This window comes from Pantoea alhagi (genome assembly GCF_002101395.1).
Lineage (GTDB): Bacteria > Pseudomonadota > Gammaproteobacteria > Enterobacterales > Enterobacteriaceae > Mixta > Mixta alhagi.
In genome coordinates this window covers 30,525-53,991 of record NZ_CP019706.1, presented here as the reverse complement: position 1 = coordinate 53,991, position 23,467 = coordinate 30,525, and the positions used below count along the sequence as shown (strand labels likewise).

Sequence of the window (23,467 nt, the reverse complement as noted above, 5' to 3'; positions counted from 1 at the left end):
ACTATTTACTTCCAGTTATTACGCTTGGCCTGCTGCAACTTTTCATAAGCAGCCAGCAGAGCCTGATGAGCAGGGAACGCCTGCAGATCAAGATCAACAGGCTGCAGACCATAAAAAGGCGTCTCACCGTTGATAGCGGCAGAAGCGGCTTCAACAGCCTCAGCACCATACATCCTGACAAAGGCATGATAATACTGGGTCGGGTCGCGCTCTTCTTCCTGGGAAAGCAGCAGGAGCGTTTGCAGGCAGCGATAGTAGTTAGCACGTTCAGCAGAGAAGACCGAACCATTAAACTCCATTGTCCACTCAGTCCAGATTAACGCCTGATCAAGATCGCCGCCAGCCAGAGCCAGCATCGCTTTTAGCTCGCCGATACGCAGGGTATACCAACCATTATCTTTACCGGTAGCCAGGCCAAGCAGCTCACGGACGCGAGTAAAATCATCATGTCCTTCTTCATCTAACTGCTCGATCAGCGCCAGATAATCTGCTTGATCCCATTGGCTGCCAGGCAGCGCTAACACCGTTTCACGCAGGTTTGCGCCCATATTGTTATTTGCCAGCAGCAGATCTTCCGCCGGATAAATATCAGACATGCCCGGAACAATGATGCGGCAGGCGTAAACATCCAGATGCTCATAATCCGCAATATAGACTTCTTTATCTTCAGCCTTGAAAATAGCCATCAGCGTCGCGAATTCTTGTTCTGTGCTGCCGTCAAAGCGCCAGTCTACAAACGGATAGTCAGACTCTTCTTTGAACAAATCCCATGAGATTGAACCGCTGGAATCGATAAAGTGCGTCTCCAGGTTAGCATGTTCCGCCACCTCTTCATCATCGAAAGTCGGCGGAGTAAAGACATCCAGATCCTTCAGGCTACGACCCTGCAGCAGCTCCGTTACGGTACGCTCCAGCGCCACGCCAAAATCGGGATGAGCACCGAATGAAGCGAAGCAGGTGCCATTGGTCGGATTAAATAACACGACGCAAATAACCGGATATTTGCCGCCTAACGAGGCGTCATAAGCAAAAATTGGGAAACCTTCTGCTTCCAGACTATTGATGGCTTCAACAACGCCCGGATAGCGATCCAGGACATTTTGTGGGATCGCCGGCAGACTGATCGCTTCTGCAATAATGCGGTTTTTCACATAACGTTCAAACACTTCCGAGAGGCCCTGTACACGAGCTTCATTACGCGTATTGCCTGCGGACATGCCGTTAGAGACATACAGGTTGCCAATGATATTCATCGGAATGTACACCGTCTGCTCGTCAGATTGACGGGTAAAGGGCAGGGCACAGATCCCGCGCTCGGCATTACCTGACTGCAAATCGATAAGATCGCTGGCGCTCAGCTCATTTTCCGGATCGTAAAACTGGCGCAGGCGCGGATCTAAGATACCTTCCGGCAGGCTGTCATCATCCGGCAGCGGGAACCATTTTTCATTGGGATAATGAACAAACTCGCCGTTAGCGATCGTCTCGCCTAACCAGAAATCAGCGAAGAAATAGTTTGTCGACAAGCGTTCAAAATACTCACCCAACGCGGAGGCCAACGCAGCTTTCTTACTTGCGCCTTTACCATTCGTAAAGCAAAGCGGGCAATCGCGGTCACGAATATGCACCGACCAGACGTGGGGCACGGGATTCAGCCAGGAGGCCTCTTCAATATTGAAACCAAAGTCCTGCAGCTTCTGTTGGAAGCGGGTAATGGAATCTTCCAGCGCGGCGTCTTTGCCGGGGATAAAGGTTTGAGTCATGTAGCCTACTATATGTTGGTTGAGCGTAAAGCGCGCAATGATACGGACTTTCCGGCGCTGGCGCTATTGGCGGACGGCGATTTCGTCGCTGCTATTATGGCAAAATTACCATTTTCTTACTGGTTCAATAATTTCACTCAGCGCGGAACCTCACAAAATATCGTGCTGCTTTGCTTTCGCCATACAAGCTGTTGCGACAGGCCACTGGAAAATGTGATCGCGCCCGGATAAATGTTTGCAGCATGCCGAAGGCAGTGATAAAACCGATAGCCTATTCATAATCAACAGATCTGACAGTGGTGACGGGAAATGACGCAGATTTATAATTTTAGCTCCGGTCCGGCAATGCTGCCGGTAGAAGTGCTTCGCCGTGCAGAACAAGAGCTTTGCAACTGGAATGGATTGGGCACTTCCGTGATGGAGATCAGCCATCGCAGCAAGGAGTTTATTCAGGTTGCAGAAGAAGCAGAAAAAGATTTGCGCGATCTGCTGAAAATCCCCGATAACTATAAAGTTTTATTCTGTCAGGGCGGCGCGCGCGCGCAGTTTGCTGCAGTGCCGATGAATCTGTTGGGCGCGGCCAAAACCGCAGACTATATCGACGGCGGCTACTGGGCGCATAGCGCTGTTCAGGAGGCACAAAAATACTGTAAGCCTAATGTGATTGACGCGAAGATTCAGGTTGATGGCAAGCGCGCTTTACTGCCTATGCGCGAATGGGCATTAAGCGACGAGGCTGCGTATGTTCATTTCTGCCCAAATGAAACCATCGATGGCCTTGCCATTGATGAACAACCTGATTTTGGCGATAAAATCGTGGTGGCCGATCTCTCTTCCACCATTCTTTCTCGTCCACTGGATATCAGTCGTTACGGCGTCATCTATGCCGGGGCGCAGAAAAATATTGGCCCTGCCGGGCTAACGCTGGTCATTGTACGTGACGATCTGCTGGGCAACGCCCAGCAGGCGCTACCCACCGTGCTGAATTATAAAGCGCTGGCGGAAAATGATTCTATGTACAATACCCCGCCGACTTTTGCCTGGTACCTTTCTGGTCTGGTATTTAAATGGCTGAAAGAGCATGGCGGCATCAGCGAAATGGATAAAATCAACCAGGCCAAAGCCGATTTGCTGTATGGCGTTATTGACCGTAGCGATTTCTATCGCAATGACGTTGCCGTCAGCAACCGTTCACGGATGAATGTGCCTTTTCAGCTCGCTGATGCCGCGCTGGATAAACTTTTCCTTGAAGAATCTTTTGCCGCCGGGCTGCATGCTTTGAAAGGGCATCGTGTTGTTGGCGGAATGCGTGCGTCTATCTATAACGCTATGCCGCTGGAAGGCGTAAAGGTCCTCACCGATTTCATGATTGATTTCGAACGTCGGCACGGCTGATCCCGGTTTCATATTTTCTACAAACCTCGTCCTGGCACGAGGTTTTCTTGTACTGGCTTTACGGAGAGAAGTTTTCACATGCAGGAATCCCTGACACTACAACCTATAGTCCGCGTTGACGGCACGGTAAATTTGCCTGGCTCAAAAAGCGTTTCTAACCGCGCCTTACTGCTGGCTGCGCTGGCTCAGGGAACGACACGCCTGACTAATCTCCTGGACAGCGATGACGTTAAACATATGCTTAATGCGCTTGGCGCTTTAGGCGTTGGCTATAAGCTGTCAGCAGATCGTACCGTCTGTGAAGTTAACGGTGTCGGCGGGCCGCTAAAAGCGGAAAAGGCGCTGGAGCTGTTCCTGGGCAATGCCGGAACCGCTATGCGTCCACTGGCTGCGGCGCTCTGCCTGGTCAGCAATGACATTGTTCTGACCGGTGAGCCACGCATGAAAGAGCGCCCCATCGGTCACCTGGTTGATGCGCTGCGTCAGGGCGGCGCGCAAATTGATTATCTCGAGCAGAACGATTATCCGCCGGTACATATTCATGGCGGTTTCGTCGGCGGCGAAGTGAGCGTAGATGGCAGCGTCTCAAGCCAGTTTTTAACGGCTCTGCTGATGGCTGCGCCGCTGGCCGCGCAGGACACGCATATTGTGATCAAAGGCGAGCTGGTATCAAAACCCTATATTGATATTACGCTGCATCTGATGAATACCTTTGGCGTCAGGGTAGAAAACAGTGATTACCAACGCTTCTCGATCCGTGGGCGGCAGCGTTATATCTCACCCGGTAACTATCTGGTGGAAGGCGATGCCTCTTCTGCCTCTTATTTTCTTGCCGCCGCCGCGATAAAAGGCGGTACGGTGCGCGTTACCGGCGTGGGACGCAATAGCGTACAGGGCGATATCCGTTTTGCTGATGTGCTGGAAAAAATGGGCGCTAAAATCGAGTGGGGCGATGATTATATTGCCTGTACACGCGATAAATTACAGGCTGTGGATCTGGATATGAACCATATCCCCGATGCGGCAATGACTATTGCTACTGCGGCTTTATTTGCTGAAGGCACAACGGTATTACGCAATATTTATAACTGGCGGGTGAAAGAAACCGATCGGTTATCGGCGATGGCTACCGAACTACGTAAAGTCGGCGCTGAAGTAGAAGAGGGCCATGACTTTATCCGTATCACACCTCCGCAACGTCTTACTTCAGCACACATCGGCACCTATAACGATCACCGCATGGCGATGTGTTTCTCGCTGGTGGCGCTCTCTGATACTGCCATTACCATCCTTGACCCAAAATGTACGGCAAAAACCTTTCCGGACTACTTTGAACGTCTGGCGGCTATCAGTACCTTAGCCTGATAAAAGGCCGTCAGCGCGGATTTAAGCGGTGGCGGCTTACCGTTGCGTTATTTTTATCTGTGAGCGGAAGTTCCTAAAAAGAAGATTATTTGGTGCCTGTCTGTGCTTAAAGATAACGTTCTTAATGATTGCAGCGTATAATATGCCGCGACTTATGAATGCAGGTAGCAATAAGAACGACCAGCAGCGACAGGAGAATAAAATGACGGCAACAGCCCCGGTAATTACCATTGATGGTCCAAGCGGCGCGGGCAAAGGCACGCTCTGCAAGGCAATGGCTGAGGCGCTGCAATGGCATCTGCTTGATTCTGGTGCTATTTATCGCGTACTGGCGTTGGCAGCGCTTCATCATCAGGTAGATATCGAATCAGAAGAGGCGCTGGTGCCTATCGCCGCGCATTTAGATGTGCGCTTTATCTCTACCGATGGTGAAATGGCGGTCATTCTGGAAGGCGAAGATGTAACGGGTGAAATCCGTACGCAGGAAGTGAGTAATACGGCCTCGAAAGTGGCGGCATTTCCTCGGGTACGTGAGGCGTTATTGCGTCGTCAACGCGCGTTTCGCGATGCGCCAGGCCTGATTGCCGACGGTCGTGATATGGGCACGGTGGTTTTCCCCGATGCGCCAGTAAAAATTTTTCTGGACGCCAGCTCCGAAGAGCGTGCGCACCGTCGTATGCTACAGTTGCAGGAGAAGGGCTTTAGTGTTAACTTTGAACGCCTTTTAGCCGAGATAAAGGAGCGCGACGAGCGCGACCGTAACCGAGCTATTGCGCCGCTGGTACCCGCGCAAGATGCGCTAGTGCTGGATTCAACCAGCATGAGTATTGAGCAGGTGATTGATACCGCGCTCAATTATGCCCGTGAAAAACTGGCATTATCGTAGGCTGGCGGCTGAACAGATGTAATAACCTGGTGATAAGGAACGTCATCAGGCATGTTAAACAACCCCATCCGGCAGGAAGTCAGGTGGACGTTAAATTTACCTATCTAAAGATTAAATATGACTGAATCTTTTGCTCAACTGTTTGAAGAATCCCTGAAAGAAATCGAAACCCGCCCGGGTTCCATCGTTCGCGGTGTTGTTGTTGCTATCGACAAAGATATCGTACTGGTTGACGCCGGTCTGAAATCTGAGTCCGCCATTCCGGCTGAGCAGTTCAAGAACGCCCAGGGCGAGATTGAAATCCAGGTTGGTGACGAAGTTGACGTTGCTCTGGATGCAGTAGAAGACGGCTTCGGTGAAACCCTGCTGTCTCGTGAGAAAGCGAAGCGTCACGAAGCATGGCTGATGCTGGAAAAAGCTTACGAAGAAGCTGCAACTGTCACTGGCGTGATCAACGGCAAAGTCAAGGGCGGCTTCACTGTTGAGCTGAACGGTATTCGTGCGTTCCTGCCAGGTTCCCTGGTTGACGTGCGTCCAGTGCGCGATACGCTGCACCTGGAAGGCAAAGAGCTTGAGTTCAAAGTAATCAAGCTGGATCAGAAGCGCAACAACGTTGTTGTTTCTCGTCGTGCCGTTATCGAATCTGAAAACAGCGCAGAACGCGACCAGCTGCTGGAAAACCTGCAGGAAGGCATGGAAGTCAAAGGTATCGTTAAGAACCTCACTGACTACGGCGCCTTCGTTGACCTGGGCGGCGTTGACGGCCTGCTGCACATCACTGACATGGCGTGGAAACGCGTTAAGCATCCGAGCGAAATCGTCAATGTTGGCGACGAAATCACCGTTAAGGTGCTGAAGTTCGATCGCGAACGTACCCGTGTGTCTCTGGGCCTGAAACAGCTGGGCGAAGATCCGTGGGTAGCTATCGCTAAACGTTATCCGGAAGGTACTAAACTGACCGGTCGCGTGACCAACCTGACTGACTACGGCTGCTTCGTTGAAATCGAAGAAGGCGTTGAAGGCCTGGTACACGTGTCTGAAATGGACTGGACCAACAAAAACATCCATCCGTCCAAAGTTGTTAACGTTGGCGACGTGGTAGAAGTGATGGTTCTGGATATCGACGAAGAACGTCGTCGTATCTCTCTGGGCCTGAAACAGTGCAAATCCAACCCATGGCAGCAGTTTGCGGAAACCCATAACAAGGGCGACCGTGTTGAAGGTAAAATCAAGTCAATCACTGACTTCGGTATCTTCATCGGCCTGGAAGGCGGCATCGACGGTCTGGTTCACCTGTCTGACATCTCCTGGAACGCGACTGGTGAAGAAGCGGTTCGTGAGTACAAAAAAGGTGACGAAATCGCCGCTGTTGTTCTGCAGGTTGACGCAGAGCGCGAGCGTATCTCCCTGGGCGTTAAGCAGCTGGCAGAAGACCCGTTCAACAACTACATCTCTCTGAACAAGAAAGGTGCAATTGTTACTGGTAAAGTAACTGCAGTTGACGCTAAAGGTGCTACAGTTGAATTAGCAGACGGCGTTGAAGGCTACCTGCGCGCTTCTGAAGCTTCTCGCGACCGTATCGAAGACGCAACTCAGGTTCTGAATGTTGGTGATGACGTTGAAGCGAAATTCACCGGTGTTGATCGTAAAAACCGTGTTGTAAGCCTGTCTGTACGTGCTAAAGACGAAGCTGACGAAAAAGATGCTATCGCTACTGTTAACAACAAACAGGAAGAGAGCAACTTCTCTAACGCTATGGCTGAAGCATTCAAAGCAGCTAAAGGCGAATAATCGTCTTCAGGCTCCGGGTCGCCTTTGGGCGCCCGGAGCCTGTAGCAAGCTGTCAGACCATTCCCACAGGGATTAACCGGAGGATTAATGACCAAGTCAGAACTTATTGAAAGACTTGCGGCCCAGCAAACTCATATCCCGGCGAAAGCCGTAGAGGATGCGGTAAAAGAGATGCTTGAGCATATGGCCACTACGTTGGCTCAGGGTGAACGCATCGAAATCCGGGGGTTTGGCAGTTTCTCTTTGCATTACCGTGCGCCGCGCGTTGGTCGCAATCCTAAAACTGGCGATAAAGTGGAACTGGAAGGTAAATACGTTCCCCATTTTAAACCCGGTAAAGAATTGCGCGATCGTGCGAACATTTACGGCTAAAGCAAAATGACGATATATAAAAAACGACACGTTGTGTCGTTTTTTTTTGCTTTCGATTCAGTGGATGCGCGCATGTTCACAGCGAGCCGACAACCTTTGTAAACCGAAGCATTTCTTTGCGCCATTGCTTTCAGCAATGCCAGCTTCCCGCTGTGCGTAGCCTGTCAATTCGGCATACTCATCCTTCGTTTATAAGGATGAAACCATGCCATATCCTCTCCATGTGCTGGCTTTATTAGCCACGCTCGCGACATTGCCCCTGCTGTTTTTAGCGCAGCTGCCAGAACATAACAGCCTTGTCTGTATGCTAATTACAGCGCTGGCATTTTTCATGCTGCCGCAGCGGGCGTTACGCTATATGGCAACCGCTGGGATATTAATGATCTGGGCACTACTGGCCGCGCGCCAGGCCACGGAACCGCTCGCTAAATTAACTGAAGGGGTCATTAACGTACCCGCAGAGATCGCTCAGGTTCGGCATGATAAGGCACAGCTAAAGGTAAAAATAGTTGAGTATGATAATCAGCGGATATTTCCCCCGGTTTATGCCAGCGTAACAGCAGATAAGTTTCAGCAGAAATGGTGTATGGGGCAACGCTGGGAAATGACGCTGCGCCTGCGCCCGGTGCATGCGCGCTTAAACGAAGGGGGTTTTGACGCCCAACGATTCGCCCTGGCTAATCATACGCCGCTACAGGGCAGGCTGCTGGCTGCCAGATTGCTCAGTAGCGACTGTTCATGGCGTCAGCGCCTGATGAACCATGCTCAGCAGCAATATCAGCATCTGCCCTGGCACGGTGTAATGACTGCCTTGCTCTTTGGCGATCGGCAAGAGGTTAATGCTGACACCCGCGCTCTGTTGAGGGATACCGGAATTGCGCATTTAATGGCCATTTCCGGTATGCATATCAGTCTGGCTGCCTCGCTGGGATGGCTGGCGGCCAGAGCCTTACAATATTTGTTGCCGACATGGCGCATAGGCTATGCGTTGCCGCTATCGTTCAGCCTGTGCGTCGCCGCAATCTACTGTTGGCTGGCAGGCAATAACCCACCGGCTATAAGGGCCATGACTGCGTTAACACTATGGACGCTGGTGCGCTTTCAGGCGATCAACTGCAGCAGCTGGCAAATTTGGCTGATCTGCGTGGGCGGGATCCTGTTTGTTGATCCCATGGCGGTTCTGTCGGACAGCTTTTGGCTTTCGTCCGTGGCGGTAGCCATTTTGCTGTTTTGGTTTCAGTGGTTTCCATTGCCTGCCCGCTGGCGCTGGCGCAAGCGTTGGATGCTTCTGCAACTCATGCATTTGCAGTTGGGGATGTTGCTGTTACTGGCCCCCATTCAGATTTATATCTTTCATGGCGTAAGTTTGACCTCTCTGCCAGCCAATCTGCTGGCTATACCCGTGGTCTCTTTTATCACGGTGCCGGCCTTGTTGTTGGCTATGATGATGCCCGCCAGCTGGCTTGCCTTTCCGCTTTGGTGGATGGCCGATCGCTCTCTTGCGCTTACCTTTTATCTCTTAACCCTTTTGCCGGAGGGATGGCTATGGCTGGGCAAAAAAGCGCTGATCGCCAGCTTTATCATCTGGCTACTTTTTATCGCTTTTCGTCTGGGATGGTGGCGGCGCGCGCCGGCGGCGTTAATTGCTACCTGCTGTCTGCCTGCGCTGTGGCATATCACCCGTGTTGAGCCTGAGTGGCGGCTGGATATGCTCGACATTGGTCATGGACTGGCAATCGTTATCTCGCAAAATGGACATGCGCTGGTGTATGACACTGGCAATCGCTGGCCTGGGGGAAGCGCCGCCCGGCAAACTCTGTTGCCATGGTTAAACTGGCACGGTCTGTCGGTGGATGAAATCATTATCAGCCATCAGCACCTCGATCATATGGGGGGATTAGCTGATATGCAGCAGGCCTGGCCTGGGGCAGTGGTACGTAGCGCGCTTACCTTGCCAGGACATCAACCCTGTATTGCGGGAACGCGCTGGCAATGGCAGCAGCTGACTTTTGATGTACTGTGGCCGCTGGCGACAAGCGAGCATGGCAATAATAATGATTCTTGTGTAGTGCGGATTGATGATGGACGCTACCGGGTACTGTTGACGGGCGATTTGGAAGCGGCTGCGGAAAAAACGCTACTGCGACGCAATCGTCTGGCGCTACAGGCCGATATTATTCAGGTGCCGCATCATGGCAGCAAGACCTCATCGACCGCAGCGCTATTACGCAATGTTAAGGGAAGCGTGGCGCTTGCTTCGGTGGCGCGTTATAACACCTGGCGTTTGCCTTCGGTTCAGGTTATCGGGCGCTATCGTAAAAATGGCTATTGCTGGCGCGATACTTCGCGTTCCGGGCAGCTTAGCGTGGCTTTTTATCATGATGGATGGCAAGTCAAGGGGTTAAGAGAACAAATAATGCCCCGCTGGTATCATCAGTGGTTTGGCGTACAGGGCGAATCCAGGTAAAATGAGCGGCTATTTCAAACAATGCTGGTTAAATAATGCATCAAGATAAAGATCTCTCAACATGGCAGACTTTTCGTCGCCTTTGGCCGATGATCGCACCGCATAAAGCGGGACTGATTGCGGCAGCCGTAGCGCTTATCATCAACGCGGCAGGCGATACCCTTATGCTGTCATTGCTGAAACCTTTACTGGATGAAGGCTTTGGTAAGGCCGATAAATCGGTCTTAATATGGATGCCGTTGGCGGTAATCGGCCTGATGTTGATTCGCGGCATCTCAAGTTATATTTCAAGCTACTGTATTTCATGGGTTTCTGGCAACGTTGTTATGAATATGCGTCGTCGCTTATTCAATCATATGATGGGAATGCCGGTCTCCTTTTTCGATCAGCAGTCCACCGGGACGCTGCTGTCGCGTATAACCTATGATTCTGAACAGGTTGCCTCTTCTTCTTCCAGCGCTCTGGTTACCGTAGTACGTGAAGGCGCGTCGATTATCGGCCTGTTTATCATGATGTTTTACTACAGCTGGCAGCTGTCGTTGATCCTGATTGTGCTCGCACCGATTGTTTCTATGGCGATTCGTACCGTCTCCAAACGGTTTCGCAGCATCAGTAAAAATATGCAGAACACCATGGGGCAGGTAACCACCAGCGCTGAGCAGATGCTGAAAGGGCACAAAGAAGTACTGATTTTCGGTGGCCAGGATGTGGAAGCGAAGCGTTTTGATAAAGTCAGCAACCGCATGCGTCATCAGGGGATGAAGCTGGTTTCTGCTTCCTCTATTTCCGACCCTATCATTCAGCTGATCGCTTCTCTGGCGCTGGCTTTTGTGCTTTATGCCGCCAGCTTCCCCAGCGTAATGGATACCCTGACGGCAGGCACCATCACCGTAGTCTTTTCTTCAATGATTGCACTGATGCGTCCGTTGAAGTCATTAACCAATGTGAATGCTCAGTTTCAACGCGGCATGGCCGCCTGTCAGACGCTGTTCTCTATTCTTGATAGCGAGCAGGAAGTGGATACCGGCAAGCGTGAAATCGAGCGGGCGAAAGGGGATATCGAATTCCGTAACGTAACGTTCAGCTACCCAGGTCGCGATCTCCCGGCGCTGCGTAATATTAATCTGACCATTCCGGCAGGTAAAACCGTGGCGCTGGTCGGACGTTCCGGTTCGGGTAAATCGACCATCGCCAGCCTGCTGACGCGTTTTTACGATATCCAGCAGGGAGAGATCCTGATGGATGGTCACGATCTGCGTGAATATACTCTGCGCTCTCTGCGTAATCAGGTTGCGCTGGTCTCGCAAAATGTTCATCTGTTTAACGATACCATCGCTAACAACATCGCCTACGCACGTAACGACGTCTACAACCGCCAGGAGATCGAGAAGGCCGCCGAAATGGCACATGCCATGGATTTTATCCGCAAAATGGATAATGGCCTGGATACCGTTATTGGTGAGAACGGCGTTCTGCTTTCCGGCGGACAGCGTCAGCGTATCGCCATAGCTCGCGCGCTGCTGCGTGACAGCCCGATCCTGATCCTTGATGAGGCGACCTCGGCGCTGGATACCGAATCTGAACGTGCTATCCAGTCCGCGCTGGATGAGCTGCAGAAAAACCGTACTTCGCTGGTTATCGCACACCGCCTTTCCACTATCGAAAAAGCCGATGAAATCGTGGTGGTTGAGGATGGACAGATTATTGAGCGCGGCACGCATGATGAATTGCTCAGCCAGCGGGGCGCCTATGCGCAGCTGCATAAGATGCAGTTTGGTCAATGATTGAGCGTATCTGGAGTGGTCGCTCGGCGCTCTATCTGCTGCTGCTGCCGTTCAGCCTGCTGTACGGGCTGATCGCCAGCCTTATCCGGCTGAGCTATCGCCTTGGCCTGCGTCACGCCTGGCGTGCGCCGGTTCCGGTGGTAGTGGTGGGGAATCTCACCGCAGGCGGTAACGGTAAAACACCAGTGGTTGTCTGGCTGGTGGAGCAACTGCAGCAGCGGGGGCTACGCGTCGGCGTAGTCTCTCGCGGCTATGGCGGCAAGGCCGGGCATTATCCGCTACTGCTGAACGCTGCAACCTCGACGCTGGAAGCGGGCGATGAGCCTGTGCTGATCGCTCAGCGTACCGGTGCCCCGGTTGCCGTTGCGCCGGTACGTAGTGATGCGGTTAAAGCCTTGCTCGCCGCTGGTCCGCTGGATCTGATCGTGACTGATGACGGTTTACAGCATTATGCTCTGGCACGCGATATGGAAATTGTTGTGGTCGATGGCGAAAGGCGCTTCGGCAACGGCTGGTGGTTACCTGCCGGCCCGATGCGTGAGCGCGCCAGCCGGTTGCAACAGGTGGATGCCGTGATTGTTAACGGCGGAGAGGCCAGGCAAGGCGAGCTGTCAATGACGCTTCAGCCGGGCGAAGCGATAAACCTGAAGACCGGGGCCAGCCGTCAGGCAGCAGCCTTATCGCCGGTAGTGGCGATGGCGGGTATCGGACATCCGCCGCGCTTTTTCTCTACGCTGCGTCAGCATGGGGTTGAGGTTATCCAGGCCATCCCCTTTGCCGATCATCAGGCCTACAGCGAAGCGAGCCTGACAGCGCTAACTCCGAACAATGAACCCTTGATCATGACGGAAAAGGATGCGGTAAAGTGCCGGTCTTTCGCCCATGAAAACTGGTGGTATTTGCCGGTTAGAGCGCATTTCTCTACGACGGCAGAGCCGTTACTGCAAAAAATTGTCGCGCTGTGCCGTTAGCGGTTTAACAGCGTTGAGCAGAGCCACTAAACTGGTGCTATCCGAATGAAAGGAAAAGCTGATGGCACCCGTTTCTCTTTCCCGCCAGACTGCCCGTAACCTGCATCTTGCTGCGCAAGGGTTGCTGCATCCGCCTGAACGTCAGGCCACTTATAACGATCTGCTGGCAGTAATTCGGCGCATGTCGCTGCTGCAAATCGATACCATTCATGTTGTCGCGCGTAGCCCTTATCTGGTCCTGTTCAGCCGCCTGGGCGAGTATCCTGCAATCTGGCTGGAGCAGGCACTGGCTTCGGGTAGTCTGTTTGAATACTGGGCGCATGAAGCCTGTTTTATTCCTGCTGAAGATTACCCCTTATTGCGCCACCGAATGCTGCAACCGGAAAAAATGGGCTGGAAATACAGCGCCGAATGGATGAGAGAGCATGCTGATGAGGTGGCGAGCCTGCTTCAACATATCGCTACCCACGGCCCGGTACGTTCTGCTGATTTTGCCACGGTGCCCGGACATCAGCCAGGCTGGTGGGCGTGGAAGCCGCATAAGCGACATCTGGAAAATCTGTTTACCGCCGGGGAGCTGATGGTTACCGGCCGACAAAATTTTCAGCGTATTTATGATCTGCGGCAACGGGTGCTACCGGAATGGGATGATGCATTGCATATGCTTAGCGAAAAAGATGCCCGGGAACAGATGTTACGCAACAGCGCCCGGAGCCTGGGGCTGTTTCGCGCCGAGTGGTTACCGGACTATTACCGCCTGAAACGCGTTGCGTTAAAAGAGCTGATGCCACGCTGGCAGGAAGAGGGCTTTGTCGTCGCGGTAACAGTAGAAGATATGGGCGAGATGTGGCTGCATCATGAGAGTGCGGCATTACTAGAAAAGCCGCTGAAAGCCACCCATACGGCTATTCTTTCTCCTTTTGATCCCGTTGTCTGGGATCGACGCCGCGCACTGGCGCTATTCGATTTTAATTATCGTCTGGAGTGCTATACGCCTGAAGCAAAGCGCCTTTATGGTTATTTTACCTTGCCGTTACTGCATCGTGGCGCACTCAAGGCCCGGCTGGATGCGAAAATGTTACGCCGCGAGCGCTGCTTACAGATCAAGAACTTATGGCTGGAAGATAAAACCAGGATTGGCGCAGGCCTGGTGAATGACATACGTAAAGCTATTGAGCGCTTTGCCCGCTGGCAGGGTGCTGAGCAGGTCAGAATTGAAAAAGGGCCCGATAACCTGTAACAGCGCATAGGCACCCACTGGCCGCTAACGACGCAAGCGTGACATTATCGCCCGTTCAGCGGCTGTGTTATGCTTGCCATCCTGAGGCTTCGGTCCATTACGGAGGAAACATGGATCACCGTTTACTTGAAATCGTTGCTTGTCCGGTCTGTAACGGCAAGCTCTACTACAACAAAGAGCAGCAGGAACTCATCTGCAAACCAGATGGCCTGGCATATCCGGTGCGCGACGGCATTCCGGTGCTGCTGGAAAACGAAGCCCGTACGCTCTCTGCAGATGAGATACATCCATGAGTTTTGTCGCCATCATTCCGGCTCGTTTTGCATCAACACGTTTACCCGGTAAACCGCTGGTTGATATTCACGGTAAACCGATGGTGGTGCATGTGATGGAGCGAGCGCTGCGGTCGGGCGCCGATCGCGTTATTGTTGCCACCGATCATCCCGACGTGGCGGCGGCAGTTACCGCGGCAGGCGGCGAAGTTTGCCTGACGCGGCCCGATCATCAATCCGGTACCGAGCGGCTGGCTGAAGTGATCGAACAGTATCAGTTTGCCGATGACACCATCATTGTTAACGTGCAGGGCGATGAGCCATTAATTCCGCCTGAAATTATCCGTCAGGTTGCTGATAATCTGGCTGCGTCCGAGGCGGGCATGGCGACGCTGGCGGTGCCGATTACCGATGCTGAGGAAGCATTTAATCCCAATGCGGTGAAAGTAGTACGCGATGCGCGGGGATATGCGCTTTATTTCTCTCGCGCTACCATTCCCTGGGATCGTGAGCGCTTTGCACAGTCGCGTGACACTATTGGCGGCAGCCTGCTGCGTCATATCGGTATTTATGCCTACCGGGCCGGTTTTATTCGTCGCTACGTAAGCTGGGAGCCCAGCGAGCTGGAACAGATCGAGCTGCTGGAGCAGCTGCGCGTACTCTGGTATGGCGAAAAGATCCATGTCGATGTCGCAGCGACAACACCAGCCGCAGGCGTTGACACGGCTGAAGATCTGGCTCGCGTTCGCGAAGCGTTACGCTAAACAGATGTTGCCAGCGAAGGGAGTCTCCTTCAGGTTTCTCCCTTGGATTTGCCTTTCCACGCCTGCCACGCTGAGGCAGGCGTTTCCGATCTCTACTCCCGCTTATTCGCTAAAGGCGCAGCCTGCGACGTTGTGCCATCAGCGGCGGTTTTTCCATTCAGACTTTGCCACAGCGCGCCCAGCCTTTCATAGACCGCACGTTCGCTATGGCTTAGCCACAGCGGCGCAGGCAACGCTTTCTCCCACCAGTTAAGCGGCGAATCGATCGCCATCTGATTCGCCGGCACGGCAACTGGCATCAGGCCCTGATGATGGAAAAATGTCATGGCGCGCGGCATATGATTGGCAGAGGTCACTAACAGAAAGGGGCGCTGTCCCACGATCTGTTTCACCGCCAGCGCCTCATCGTCCGTATCCCGTGGCTGGTCGAGTTGAATAATGTCCGTCGACGGCACTCCCAAAGAGCGCGCAACCCGGGCGGCGACTTCAGCATTGCTGACGGGATTGGATAACGCGGGCGCGCCGGTAAAAATCATCTTAGCGCCAGGGTGCATTCGCCATTGCCTTACGCCCTCAGTTACGCGGGGCAGGCTGTTGCCAATCAGATTGGAGCTCGGTGCCCAGGCTGGATTCCAGGTATAGCCACCGCCAAGCACCACAATAAACTCCACGGGCTCGGTTTGATTATAGGTGGGATAACGCTGCTCCAGCGGACGCAGCAAACTATCCGCTATCGGCTGCAGGCTCAGAGAAAAAAGCATAATCCATGCGGCGGAAACAAGAATTTTCCCGCTTTTTTGCCAGCGTGAGAACCAAAGCAGCAAAAGCCCGACCGCCATTAACAAAAGCAGCAAAGGCAAAGGCAGCAACAGGCCACCAACTATTTTTTTTAGGGTAAAAAGCATGAATACCGATTCCTTTTGTCCGAAAAAACATCATCTGATAGCCAGACTCTGCATCAAAGGTTCATTCTGCGGCGGGGTATGACAAAATAGGCGCCCTGAAACAGCAATCACCGGAGCTGAGGCATGCAGGATCGTAACTTTGACGATATTGCCCTTAAATTTGCGCAAAACATTTACGGTACCACCAAAGGGCGTATTCGTCAGGCTATCCTGTGGCAGGAGTTGGATGCGTTGCTGGAGACGCTACCGGCGCGATCGCTGAACATTCTGGACGTTGGCGGCGGTCAGGGACAAATTGCCTGCGGACTGGCCGCGCGCGGCCATCAGGTATTGCTGTGCGACATATCCGGTGAAATGCTGCAGCGTGCCCGCGAACATGCGGCGCAGCAGGATGTGCTGGATAACATGCAATTCAAACAAATTAGCGCCCAGCAGGTGGCGCAATGCTTGGATAAGCCAGCGGATCTGGTATTGTTTCACGCTGTGTTGGAATGGGTCGCCGAGCCTGAAGCGATTCTGGCTACGCTGTATGAAGCGCTGGCGCCGGGCGGCATATTATCGTTGATGTTTTACAACCTGCACGGGCAGATATTAAGTACGGCGGCGCACGGCAATTTCGGCTGGCTGGAAGTAGGCATGAAGAAAGGCAAAAAGAAAACGCTTTCGCCTGATTATCCGCGCGATCCCCAACAGGTCTATCAGTGGCTGCAATCCTGCGGCTTCATTATTGAACGCCGCGCCGGCATTCGGGTATTTCACGATTACATGCACGATAAACAACGACGAATAGATGAATTTGATCGGCTGTTGGCAATAGAAACCCAATATTGCCGCCAGGAACCCTTTATCAGCCTGGGGCGGTATATTCATGTCACGGCGCGCAAACCCGGCCCGAAGGACCTACTATGAGTGATTTTTCCCAGACTGTCCCGGAGCTGGTCTCCTGGGCGCGGAAAAACGATTTTTCCGTTTCGTTACCCACCGAACGTCTGGCGTTTCTGCTGGCTATCGCCACGCTAAACAGCGAACGCATGGATGGGGAAATGAGCGAGGGCGAATTGATCGATGCGTTTCGTCACGTCAGTAACGCCTTTGAGCAAAGCCATGAAACCGTGGTGGTACGCGCCAATAATGCGATAAACGATATGGTGCGCCAGCGCCTGCTTAATCGCTTTACCAGCGAACTGGCGGATGGCAACGCTATCTATCGTCTGACGCCGCTGGCGATCGGTATTACCGATTATTATATCCGCCAGCGTGAATTTTCTACTCTGCGTCTCTCTATGCAGCTTTCGATTGTTGCCCAGGAGCTGAAGCGGGCGGCGGATGCAGCGGAAGAGGATGGCGACGAGTTTCACTGGCACCGCAACGTTTTCGCGCCGCTGAAATACTCGGTGGCGGAGATTTTCGACAGCATCGATTTAACCCAGCGCCTGATGGATGAGCAACAGCAGTCGGTTAAAAACGATATCGCTGCGCTGCTAAATCAGGACTGGCGCGCCGCCATCTCCAGTTGTGAACTGCTGCTCTCGGAAACGTCTGGTACGCTGCGCGAACTGCAGGATACGCTGGAAGCCGCGGGCGATAAACTGCAGGCCAATCTGCTGCGCATTCAGGATGCCACACTCAGCAGCCCGGATCTTGGTTTTGTCGATAAGCTGGTGTTCGATCTGCAGAATAAACTCGATCGTATTATTAGCTGGGGCCAGCAGGCGATTGACCTGTGGATCGGCTATGACCGTCACGTCCATAAGTTTATCCGTACCGCTATCGATATGGATAAAAACCGCGTCTTTGCGCAGCGCTTGCGTCAGTCGGTGCAGAACTATTTTGATCAGCCTTGGGCGCTGACCTATGCCAATGCCGATCGCCTGTTTGATATGCGTGACGAAGAGCTGACATTGCGTGACGAAGAGGTCACCGGCGAGCTGCCTTCGGAACTGGAGTATGAAGAATTTAATGAAATCCGTGAGCAGCTTGCAGCGATGATTGAAGAAGCGCTGCAGATTTACAAAACGGAAAACAGACCGCTTAACCTCGGTGAGGTCATGCGGGATTATCTGGCGCAGTACCCACGGGCCCGTCATTTTGACGTGGCGCGCATTGTCGTCGACCAGGCGGTGCGTTTAGGCGTGGCGGAAGCTGATTTTTCCGGGTTGCCGGCGCAATGGCAGCCCATTAATGATTACGGAGCCAAGGTGCAGGCACATGTCATCGACAAATATTGAACAAGTGATGCCAGTTAAAATGGCTCAGGCACTGGCCAATCCGCTTTTTCCCGCGCTGGACAGCCAGCTGCGTGCGGGACGACATATCGGCATTGAAGAGCTGGACAACCATGCCTTTTTAATGGATTACCAGGAATACCTTGAAGAGTTTTATGCGCGCTATAACGTTGAGCTGGTGCGCGCGCCGGAAGGTTTTTTCTATTTACGTCCGCGATCTACCACGCTGATCCCACGTTCAGTACTTTCTGAACTGGATATGCTGGTGGGAAAAATTCTCTGTTATCTCTATCTCAGCCCGGAACGCCTGGCGAACGAGGGGATTTTTACCCAGCAGGAACTCTATGACGAACTGGTGAGCCTGGCGGATGAAGGGAAGCTGCTAAAGGTTGTGAATCAGCGTTCCACCGGGTCGGATCTCGATCGTCAGAAGCTGCAAGAAAAAATGCGCGCGTCGCTTAATCGCCTGCGCCGTCTTGGCATGGTGTGGTTCATGGGCAACGACAGCAGTAAATTTCGCATTATGGAATCTGTTTTTCGCTTTGGCGCCGATGTTCGCAGCGGCGACGACCCGCGCGAAGCACAGCTGCGTATGATTCGCACCGGCGAAGCCATGACGCTGGAAACCACGGAAAACAGCGAAGAAGAAGCGGATAGCCAGCAGCGCCAGGCAGACATGGCGGAGGATGAAGAGGAATGATTGAACGCGGAAAGTTTCGCTCGCTCACGCTGATTAACTGGAACGGTTTTTTTGCGCGTACTTTTGAGCTTGATAACCTGGTCACCACGCTTTCAGGCGGAAACGGCGCCGGTAAATCCACCACCATGGCGGCTTTTATTACGGCGATGATCCCCGATCTGACGCTGCTTCATTTCCGTAATACCACCGAGGCGGGCTCTACCAGCGGATCGCGTGACAAAGGTCTGCACGGTAAGCTGCGTCCGGGCGTCTGCTACTCCGTACTGGACGTAGTCAATTCACGTCACCAGCGCGTGGTGGTCGGGGTGCGTCTGCAGCAGGTTGCCGGACGTGATAAAAAAGTGGATATCCGTCCATTTAGTATTCACGGTCTGCCCACCGCTATGCATCCCACTGAGATGCTTACAGAAACGGTTGGCACACGTCAGGCGCGCGTCCTGCCGCTGAACGAGCTGAAAGATCGCGTTGAGGCAATGGAAGGGGTGCAGTTTAAACAGTACAACTCCATTACCGATTACCACAGCCTGATGTTTGAACTGGGCATTGTGGCGCGTCGCCTGCGCTCCGCCAGCGATCGCAGCAAGTTTTATCGTCTGATTGAGGCTTCGCTGTATGGCGGGATCTCCAGCGCCATCACCCGTTCGCTGCGCGATTATCTGCTGCCGGAAAACAGCGGCGTGCGTAAAGCGTTTCAGGATATGGAAGCGGCGCTGCGGGAAAACCGCATGACGCTGGAAGCGATTCGCGTTACTCAGTCCGATCGCGACCTGTTTAAGCACCTGATTTCTGAAGCCACCAATTATGTGGCGGCGGATTATATGCGTCACGCCAATGAACGCCGCATCCATCTGGATGGCGCGCTGGTGCTGCGTAATGATCTTTTTGCCAGCCGTAAACAGCTGGCCGCTGAACAGTATCGTCATGTGGAAATGGCGCGTGAGCTGGCGGAGCACAGCGCTGCTGAAAGCGACCTGGAAACCGATTATCAGGCAGCCAGCGATCACCTGAATCTGGTGCAGACGGCGGTGCGCCAACAGGAAAAAATCGAACGTTACGAAGCCGATATTGATGAGCTAACCTACCGTCTGGAAGAGCAGAATGAGGTAGTGGCCGAAGCGCGTGAAGTGCAGGAAGAGAAAGAAGCGCGTCGGGAAGCGGCCGAGCTGGAAGTTGATGAGCTGAAAAGCCAGCTGGCAGACTACCAGCAGGCGCTGGATGTCCAGCAAACGCGTGCGATTCAGTACCAGCAAGCGCTGCAGGCGTTACAACGCGCGCAGGAAATTTGCCGTCTGCCTGAACTCACCATCGATAATGCGGAAAGCTGGCAGGAAACCTTCCAGGCGCGTGAGCAGGAAGCCACGGAAAATCTGCTGATGCTTGAGCAGAAAATGAGCGTGGCCGAAGCGGCGCACAGTCAGTTCGAGCAGGCCTTTGAACTGGTTTGCAAAATTGCCGGGCCGGTCAGTCGTAGTGAAGCCTGGCAAACCGCACGGGAACTGCTGCGCGATGCGGCTAACCAGCGTCATCAGGCTGAGCAGTTGCCATCGTTGCGGATGCGCTTATCGGAAATGGAACAGCGCTTGCGCGAGCAGTATGAAGCGGAGCGTTTGCTGAACGAATTTTGCAAGCGTCAGGGCCAGCAGTATGAGGCGCATGAGCTGGAGGCGCTGCAGCATGAGCTGGAAGCGCGTATTGAACAGCTGTCGCAGAGCGTAGCCGATGCCGGCGAGCAGCGCATGATGATGCGCCAGGAGCTGGAACAGCTGCGTGAACGCATCAGCCAGCTGACGGCGCGTGCGCCACACTGGCTGGCAGCGCAGGAGATCCTGACTCAGCTTAGCGAACAGACCGGGCAGCCGCTGGAAAACAGCCAGCAGGTTACCGAGTTTATGCAGCAGCTGCTGGAGCGCGAGCGTGAAACCACAGTCGAGCGCGATGAGGTGGCGGCGCGTAAGCGTGAAGCGGAGCAGCAGATTGAGCGCTTGAGCCAGCCCGGCGGTTCTGAAGATCCGCGGCTGAACGCCCTGGCCGAGCGTTTCGGCGGCGTATTGCTGTCGGAAATCTATGATGATGTCACCCTGGAAGATGCGCCTTACTTCTCGGCGTTGTATGGCCCGTCGCGTCATGCCATCGTGGTGCCTGATCTCTCGCTGGTACGCGAGCAGCTGGATGGCCTGGAAGAGTGCCCGGAAGATCTCTACCTGATCGAAGGGGATCCGCAATCCTTTGACGACAGCGTTTTCAGCACGGAAGAGCTGGAAAAAGCCGTCGTGGTCAAGGTGGCAGAGCGTCAGTGGCGTTATTCGCGTTTTCCTAAAGTGCCGCTGTTTGGTCGCGCCGCTCGTGAAAAGCAGCTGGAACTGCTGCATGCCGAACGCGAACAGCTGGCAGAAACCTACGCCACACTCTCTTTTGACGTGCAGAAAACCCAGCGTTTGCATCAATCCTTTAGCCGCTTTATCGGCAGTCACCTGGCGGTGGCTTTCGAAGAGGATCCTGAAGCGCAAATCCGTCAGCTTAATGCGCGCCGTAGTGAAATCGAACGCGCCCTCAATGCGCACGAAAGCGAAAATCAGCAGCAGCGCCAGCAGTTTGAACAGGCCAAAGAGGGCGTTGCACAGCTGAACCGCCTGTTACCGCGTGTAAATCTGCTGCTTGATGAGACGCTGGCGGATCGCTGTGAAGAACTGCGTGAACTGATGAGTGAAGCGCAGGAGGCGGCGCGCTTTGTACAACAGCATGGCAATCATCTGGCTCGCCTGGAGCCGCTGCTGTCGGTGCTGCAGAGCGATCCCCAACAGCATGAGCAGTTAAAAGCAGACTATCAGCAGGCGCAGCAGACGCAGCGTGAAGCGCGCCAGCAGGCGTTTGCTATTACCGAGGTAGTACAGCGCCGCGCCCATTTCGGCTATGCAGACTCTGCCGGTATGCTTACCGGAACCAGCGATCTGAATGAAAAACTGCGTCAGCGTCTGGAGCAGGCGGAAGCGGAACGTGCGCGAGCGCGTGAGCAGTTGCGCGAGCATCAGGCCAGGCTAACGCAGTATTCGCAGGTTCTGGCCTCGTTAAAAAGCGCCTGGGATGCCAAGCGCGATATGCTGAAAGAGCTGCAGCAGGAGATGCAGGATATTGGCGTCCAGGCAGATACCAGCGCCGAAGAGCGCGCCAGAATCCGTCGTGATGAGCTGCACAATGCCCTTAGCCATAACCGTTCGCGGCGCAACCAGCTGGAAAAACAGCTAACGTTCTGTGAAGCGGAAATGGACGGCCTGCAGAAAAAACTGCGTCGTCTGGAGCGCGATTACCATATCAGCCGTGAGCAGGTGGTCAGCGCCAAAGCGGGTTGGTGCGCGGTGATGCGCATGGTGAAAGATAACGGCGTTGAGCGACGTCTGCATCGCCGTGAACTGGCCTATCTGGGCGGCGATGAGCTGCGCTCAATGTCGGATAAAGCGCTGGGCGCGCTGCGTCTGGCGGTTGCCGATAATGAACATCTGCGAGACGTGCTGCGTCTTTCTGAAGATCCAAAACGTCCTGAGCGTAAAATTCAGTTCTTTATTGCCGTTTATCAGCATCTGCGCGAGCGTATCCGCCAGGATATTATTCGTACCGACGATCCGGTTGAAGCGATCGAGCAGATGGAAATTGAGCTTAGCCGTCTGACTGAAGAGTTGACCGCGCGTGAACAGATGCTGGCGATCAGTTCGCGTAGCGTAGCCAATATTATTCGTAAGACGATTCAGCGTGAACAGAACCGTATTCGCCAGCTTAACCAGGGCCTGCAAAGCGTGAGCTTTGGTCAGGTGCGTAGCGTGCGCCTGAATGTTAACGTGCGCGAAAGCCATGCGACGCTGCTGGATGTCCTCTCTGAACAGCATGAGCAGCATCAGGATCTGTTTAACAGCAACCGGCTGACCTTCTCCGAGGCGCTGGCCAAACTCTGGCAGCGACTCAATCCACAGATCGATATGGGACAGCGCACGGCGCAAACCATCGGCGAAGAGCTACTGGATTATCGCAACTATCTGGAAATGGAAGTTGAGGTTAACCGTGGTTCGGATGGCTGGCTGCGTGCTGAAAGCGGCGCGCTGTCAACCGGTGAAGCGATCGGTACCGGGATGTCAATTCTGGTTATGGTCGTCCAGAGCTGGGAAGAAGAGGCGCGTCGTCTGCGCGGCAAAGATATCAGCCCGTGTCGCTTGTTGTTCCTTGATGAGGCCGCACGCCTTGATGCCAAATCAATCGCGACACTGTTTGAACTTTGCGAACGTCTGGAGATGCAGTTGATTATCGCCGCCCCGGAAAACATCAGCCCGGAAAAAGGCACCACCTATAAACTGGTGCGTAAGGTTTTCAACAATACGGAACATGTGCATGTGGTTGGCCTGAGAGGTTTCTCTGCCGATCCGCTGCCAGGCGCGACGATATCTCGGGCGGAGCAGGACCAGTCGGAGGATGAAAAAACGCAGGTATAAATGTAGTAAAACGGTTGCCTCGCGTTTAATCTAAACAACGGCATTTGCTCTTTGAGACAAATGCCGTTGTTCGTTTATATACTTATTATAAT

The 23,467-nt window shown here is 53.5% G+C and carries 18 protein-coding genes; 16 read left to right on the top strand and 2 right to left on the bottom strand.

What is annotated here, in order from left to right; translation table 11 throughout:
* Positions 1-5: 5 nt before the first annotated feature.
* Complete coding sequence (ycaO, locus tag B1H58_RS00215; protein WP_085067423.1) at positions 6-1,763, bottom strand: 30S ribosomal protein S12 methylthiotransferase accessory factor YcaO; 1,758 nt, start codon at positions 1,761-1,763, stop codon at positions 6-8.
* Here ycaO and B1H58_RS00210 point away from each other — a divergent pair.
* The 12 genes from B1H58_RS00210 (at position 1,755) to kdsB (ending at position 15,070) form a co-directional block, all read left to right on the top strand.
* Entirely contained in the window at positions 1,755-1,994 is a 240-nt protein-coding gene (locus B1H58_RS00210; RefSeq protein ID WP_157130123.1) for a hypothetical protein, read from the top strand. The genes ycaO and B1H58_RS00210 overlap by 9 nt on opposite strands.
* A gap of 78 nt (positions 1,995-2,072) precedes the next feature.
* Entirely contained in the window at positions 2,073-3,158 is a 1,086-nt protein-coding gene (gene serC, locus B1H58_RS00205; protein ID WP_085067421.1) for a 3-phosphoserine/phosphohydroxythreonine transaminase, read from the top strand.
* Between the two features lie 78 nt (positions 3,159-3,236).
* Positions 3,237-4,523 carry a 3-phosphoshikimate 1-carboxyvinyltransferase gene (gene aroA, locus B1H58_RS00200; RefSeq protein ID WP_085067420.1) on the top strand — a complete coding sequence of 429 codons (1,287 nt, stop codon included), beginning with the start codon at positions 3,237-3,239 and terminating at the stop codon, positions 4,521-4,523.
* Between the two features lie 202 nt (positions 4,524-4,725).
* Complete coding sequence (cmk, locus tag B1H58_RS00195; RefSeq protein ID WP_085067419.1) at positions 4,726-5,409, top strand: (d)CMP kinase; 684 nt, start codon at positions 4,726-4,728, stop codon at positions 5,407-5,409.
* 117 nt (positions 5,410-5,526) lie between these two features.
* Positions 5,527-7,200: a 30S ribosomal protein S1 gene (gene rpsA, locus B1H58_RS00190; RefSeq protein WP_085067418.1), complete on the top strand. Its 1,674-nt coding sequence runs from the start codon at positions 5,527-5,529 to the stop codon at positions 7,198-7,200.
* Positions 7,201-7,287: 87 nt separating this feature from the next.
* Positions 7,288-7,572, top strand: a complete 285-nt coding sequence (gene ihfB, locus B1H58_RS00185) for an integration host factor subunit beta (RefSeq protein ID WP_038627039.1) — start codon at positions 7,288-7,290, stop codon at positions 7,570-7,572.
* A 205-nt stretch (positions 7,573-7,777) separates the two neighbouring features.
* A complete protein-coding gene (locus B1H58_RS00180) occupies positions 7,778-10,039 on the top strand; it encodes a ComEC family protein (protein WP_085067417.1) in 2,262 nt (753 codons plus the stop codon).
* 35 nt (positions 10,040-10,074) lie between these two features.
* Complete coding sequence (gene msbA / locus B1H58_RS00175; protein WP_085067416.1) at positions 10,075-11,823, top strand: lipid A ABC transporter ATP-binding protein/permease MsbA; 1,749 nt, start codon at positions 10,075-10,077, stop codon at positions 11,821-11,823.
* A complete protein-coding gene (gene lpxK / locus B1H58_RS00170; RefSeq protein ID WP_085067415.1) occupies positions 11,820-12,794 on the top strand; it encodes a tetraacyldisaccharide 4'-kinase in 975 nt (324 codons plus the stop codon). The genes msbA and lpxK overlap by 4 nt, the downstream gene beginning before the upstream one ends.
* A 61-nt stretch (positions 12,795-12,855) precedes the next feature.
* Positions 12,856-14,034 (top strand): winged helix-turn-helix domain-containing protein, encoded by a 1,179-nt coding sequence (locus B1H58_RS00165; RefSeq protein WP_085067414.1) that lies wholly within the window; start codon positions 12,856-12,858, stop codon positions 14,032-14,034.
* A gap of 110 nt (positions 14,035-14,144) precedes the next feature.
* A complete protein-coding gene (locus tag B1H58_RS00160) occupies positions 14,145-14,327 on the top strand; it encodes a Trm112 family protein (RefSeq protein ID WP_038627028.1) in 183 nt (60 codons plus the stop codon).
* Positions 14,324-15,070, top strand: coding sequence for a 3-deoxy-manno-octulosonate cytidylyltransferase (gene kdsB, locus B1H58_RS00155; protein ID WP_085067413.1), 747 nt, complete (start codon positions 14,324-14,326; stop codon positions 15,068-15,070). The genes B1H58_RS00160 and kdsB overlap by 4 nt, the downstream gene beginning before the upstream one ends.
* Positions 15,071-15,162: 92 nt before the next feature.
* Here the strand turns inward: kdsB and elyC are convergent, their stop codons facing one another.
* Positions 15,163-15,975, bottom strand: a complete 813-nt coding sequence (gene elyC / locus B1H58_RS00150) for an envelope biogenesis factor ElyC (protein ID WP_085067412.1) — start codon at positions 15,973-15,975, stop codon at positions 15,163-15,165.
* A gap of 123 nt (positions 15,976-16,098) precedes the next feature.
* On the opposite strand from elyC, the gene cmoM reads away from it, so the two are divergent.
* The 4 genes from cmoM to mukB are packed head-to-tail and all read left to right on the top strand — an operon-like array spanning position 16,099 to position 23,375.
* Positions 16,099-16,884 carry a tRNA uridine 5-oxyacetic acid(34) methyltransferase CmoM gene (gene cmoM, locus B1H58_RS00145; RefSeq protein ID WP_157130122.1) on the top strand — a complete coding sequence of 262 codons (786 nt, stop codon included), beginning with the start codon at positions 16,099-16,101 and terminating at the stop codon, positions 16,882-16,884.
* A complete protein-coding gene (mukF, locus tag B1H58_RS00140) occupies positions 16,881-18,203 on the top strand; it encodes a chromosome partition protein MukF (RefSeq protein ID WP_085067411.1) in 1,323 nt (440 codons plus the stop codon). The genes cmoM and mukF overlap by 4 nt, the downstream gene beginning before the upstream one ends.
* Positions 18,184-18,900 carry a chromosome partition protein MukE gene (mukE, locus tag B1H58_RS00135; RefSeq protein WP_085067410.1) on the top strand — a complete coding sequence of 239 codons (717 nt, stop codon included), beginning with the start codon at positions 18,184-18,186 and terminating at the stop codon, positions 18,898-18,900. The genes mukF and mukE overlap by 20 nt, the downstream gene beginning before the upstream one ends.
* The gene (gene mukB / locus B1H58_RS00130; RefSeq protein WP_085067409.1) at positions 18,897-23,375 is read left to right on the top strand and encodes a chromosome partition protein MukB; all 4,479 of its coding nucleotides are present in this window, start codon (positions 18,897-18,899) and stop codon (positions 23,373-23,375) included. Before mukE ends, mukB begins: the two co-directional genes overlap by 4 nt.
* Positions 23,376-23,467 lie beyond the last annotated feature (92 nt).